Raw genomic sequence first — 3,587 nt, 5'->3', positions numbered from 1 at the left:
TAGTCGACCGGGTCGAACTGGAAGGCGAGGTCGTAGCCGAAAGCGCCGTAAAGACCGAGATTGGCGTCTTCCTCGGTCCTGAACAGAGCGGTGATGGCGCGCAGCACCGTGAAGACTGAAGGGACGCGGCTGCGCTCCTCCTCGGTGAAGACACGGCCGGGCTTGGCGACATCGAGGCGGATGAGTGTCTTCGACGTCTCGGCGATGGTGACATCCGCCTGGCTGGCGAGCGCCTTGCCGATGACCGGCAGCAGCGCCTCGCCACGGCGGTTCAGCGCCTCGATGCGCATGGCACGGCCGCGCGCCGAGACGACCAGTGGCGGATCGATGATGGCGGTGTCCCAGCGCGTGTAGCGGCCGGGATATTCATAGTTCGAGGAAAATACAGCGCCGCGGCGCGAATTCAGGCCGTCAACGTAAGCGTCGATCGCGCCCGCATAGGGCCGGTCGTGGCGCGCGCGCGTGATGGTGATGCCACCCGCGGTCACGAAACTTTCCGCGCCGTTTTCCAGAAGCTTCATCGTCATTGCCGTCTCCATCAGCGTCTTGGGGCAACGGACCCGGGAATGGCTTGGAAAAAACAAATGGCCGCCCGGACTTTCCGCTGCGGCCACCCTCTCTTTTCACGCGCACGTGTTCGAACAGGCCGCTGTCAGCAGGCCCACCACCAAATGGTCTTGATCGAACGCATGTTCATGGCGAAAATCCATAGCCGCGAAAAACCGGATGCGCAACTGATTTGAAAAGCCTGTCCGGTGGCCGCCGCTTCAGCGTCTCATGGCACATCGCCAGGGCGGACAGTGCCGCTTAGACTGTTCCTCTAACAGCAGGAGACGGGAAAACACCATGACCGAGCAGATCGAGCGTGCGCGGACGTTCCATTCCCTCCACGTCAAGGGAAACCCGATCGTTCTCTACAACGTCTGGGATCCGGGTTCGGCCAAGATCGTCGAGAAAGCGGGCGCCAAGGCGATCGCCACCGGAAGCTGGCCGGTGGCTGCCGCGTTCGGCTATGCCGATGGCGAGAAAATCCCGCTGGAGCTGGCGCTCGACAACATCAAGCGCATCGTCACTGCCGTCGACCTGCCGGTGACCATGGACCTCGAGGGCGGCTACGGCGTCGATCCGGAGATTGTGGCTCGCACGGTGACGTTGGCGCTACGGGCCGGCGCTATCGGTTTCAATTTCGAAGACCAGGTTGTCGGCGGCACCGGCCTGCACGACATTTCTGTTCAGGTAAAACGCATCGAAGCTGCGGCAGCGGCCGTCAAGGCCTCCGGCATACCGGCGTTCATCAACGCCCGAACCGACATCTTCCTCAAGGCGAAACCGGATGCGCATGACGACGTCCTGCTCGACCAGGCCATCGAGCGCGCGCAGGCCTTCGAAAAAGCCGGCGCACACGGCTTCTTTGCGCCGGGTCTTGGCGATGAGGACCTGATCGAGACGCTTTGCAAGGCAATCGCGTTGCCGGTCAACATCATTGCGCTGGGGCACGTGCCGCCGCGCCAGCGGCTGGCCGAACTCGGCGTCGCCCGCATCAGCCACGGCCCGGTGCCTTACCGGCAGATGGCGGAATGGCTGGAGGCGAAGGCGCGACTGGCTATTTCGGGTTAAGTCAGTCCTCCAGCGTTCCCGACCGGGCGTCGGTGCTCTTCCTGTCGCCGACCAGCTTCAGAAGATCCTCGCCGGCGCGGATGATGCGGCGCGAGCGGCGGGTCAGGATGATGCCGTCCTGCGGCGCGAACACCTCGGTGCGGCCGTCGGCTTCACCCGGTGCATGGACGATGGTGGCGAGGCGCGCGCCCCTGGCGACGCGGTCGCCGGGTTTCACGTCGTAGAGCACGGCACCGGCCCGTGGCGCCGGCATCATGTCGATGTTTTCCAATGGCGCCACGAAGCCGGTGAAAGGACCCGGCGCGGGCAGGGTGCTATCGGCGATCACGCCGCGCGCCACCAACAGCCGGTAGAGGCCGTCGGCGTCGGCGGCGGCCAGGGCACCGTCGACATCGAGGATGCCGCGATATTCGACGGTGGTGGCGACGCGGCGGTCGAGCTTGGCCACATCGGCGGGGACGTTCTGGTAGGGCATGATCGAGGCGCCCTCGAAGGTGCCGTCGGTGTCCTCGCTCCACAGCACGACCGCGTCGACGCCCATGGCGGCGGCGCAATCGGCCATGGCAGGCCACAGGCTGGTGTGGACGTAGAGGTAGGCGAGGCCCTCGTCATCGCAGTGCAGGTCGAGCACGATGTCATGGCCGAGCGAGAGCTGCACCAGCCGCGTCTTCAGCCGCTGGTCGACGCTGCCAAGGGTGGTGTCGGGCAAGAGCGCTGTGTCGGGCGCGGCGAGCAGCGGAAAGCCGCGGTTGAAATTGGTGCGCGTGCCCAGATGGAAGCGGCCCTGATGCTCGCCGAAATGATATTGCGCCCGGCCGATCGGATTGGCCCAGGGCACGACGGTGAGATTGCCCTTGATGCGGCCTTCGGCCTCCGCTTTGGCAAGCATCGGCATCAGCGCGTCGATGGCGACGACGCCCGGCAACTCGCCGGCATGGAGTGCCGCCTGCAGGTATGCCGAAGGAGCAGCCTTGTCGGAACCAGTGAAGCGGAACAGCGGGAATTCGTAGGAAACCCCTTCGCTTTCGCCGGCGATGCGCTCGATCGATTTCTGCATGACTTCCTCCATCAAGAGCGAGAGACATGCGATTTGAAGGCGCCGATGTCGATTGGTCCAGCCCGCCGCGCTATGGGCGCAAGAGGCTATTCAGCCGGAAGCGGGATGACCGGCGCGCGCCGGTCCAGCGCCTGCGACAGCACGGCGACGGTGACCGCCAACAAAGCGAGTGCTGCGCCGACCAGCGGCAAATTGGCATAGGAAACACCGGCGGAAAGGGCAACGCCGCCGATCCAGGCGCCGCTGGCATTGCCGACATTGAAGGCGCCCTGGTTCAGCGTGGCGGCGAGGTTCGGTCCCTCGGAGGCCGCCTCGACGACCCGGATCTGCAGCGGCGGCACGACGACGAAGATGAGCAGGCCCCACAGGAAGACGATGCCGACGGCAACGCTGGCGATTGCGCCGAACTGCCTGAAGCCAACGAAAAGCAGGGCCATCAGCAGCAGCGTGCCGATCACTGTCGGCATCAGTTTCCAGTCGGCCAGTCTGCCGCCGATAATGTTGCCGATGGTCATGCCCGCGCCGAACAGCAGCAGAACCCACGTGACTGCCGAGGTCGACAAGCCCGATACCTCGGTGAGGTAGGGTTTGATGTAGGTGAAGACGGTGAACAGGCTTGCGGAGGTCAGCGCCGCGATCAGCATGGCCAGCCAGACCTGCAGCTTGCCCAGCACGCGCAGCTCGCCGCGCAGGCCGCCACCGCTTGGCTGGGCGACATCGGACGGCACCAGCCAGGCGATCGCTGCCACCGAGATCAGGCCGATACCGACCACGGCAACGAAGGTGGAGCGCCAGCCGAACGCTTCGCCAAGTGCGGTTCCGGCGGGAACACCCAGGATGTTGGACAGCGTCAGCCCGGCGAACATCAGCGCGATGGCGCTGGCCCGTTTGTTGCGCGGTACCAGGCTGGCGG

General features: G+C 65.3%; 3 protein-coding genes and 1 pseudogene. 1 reads left to right on the top strand and 3 read right to left on the bottom strand.

The annotated features are described in order from the left end of the window. Positions 1 to 527, bottom strand: a pseudogene (locus EN750_RS23915) (anthranilate synthase component I); the annotation flags it as partial. A 319-nt stretch (positions 528 to 846) separates the two neighbouring features. Here EN750_RS23915 and EN750_RS23910 point away from each other — a divergent pair. Further along, positions 847 to 1,617, top strand: a complete 771-nt coding sequence (locus EN750_RS23910; RefSeq protein WP_127273278.1) for an isocitrate lyase/phosphoenolpyruvate mutase family protein — start codon at positions 847 to 849, stop codon at positions 1,615 to 1,617. Position 1,618: 1 nt separating this feature from the next. Here the strand turns inward: EN750_RS23910 and EN750_RS23905 are convergent, their stop codons facing one another. Next, entirely contained in the window at positions 1,619 to 2,674 is a 1,056-nt protein-coding gene (locus EN750_RS23905; protein ID WP_127397839.1) for a succinylglutamate desuccinylase/aspartoacylase family protein, read from the bottom strand. A gap of 86 nt (positions 2,675 to 2,760) precedes the next feature. Then, a partial coding sequence (locus tag EN750_RS23900; protein WP_145967866.1) for an MFS transporter occupies positions 2,761 to 3,587 on the bottom strand: 827 nt, incomplete at its 5' end.

Source organism: Mesorhizobium sp. M7A.F.Ca.ET.027.03.2.1 (assembly GCF_003999175.1).
Taxonomy (GTDB): domain Bacteria; phylum Pseudomonadota; class Alphaproteobacteria; order Rhizobiales; family Rhizobiaceae; genus Mesorhizobium.
This window is presented reverse-complemented; position numbering and strand designations above follow the sequence as displayed.

What these genes read in the sequence shown, in the direction of transcription:
- EN750_RS23910 (WP_127273278.1), top strand. Translation starts at nt 847, where the DNA reads ATGACCGAGCAGATCGAGCGTGCGCGGACGTTCCATTCCCTCCACGTC.
- EN750_RS23905 (WP_127397839.1), bottom strand. Translation starts at nt 2,674, where the DNA reads ATGCAGAAATCGATCGAGCGCATCGCCGGCGAAAGCGAAGGGGTTTCC.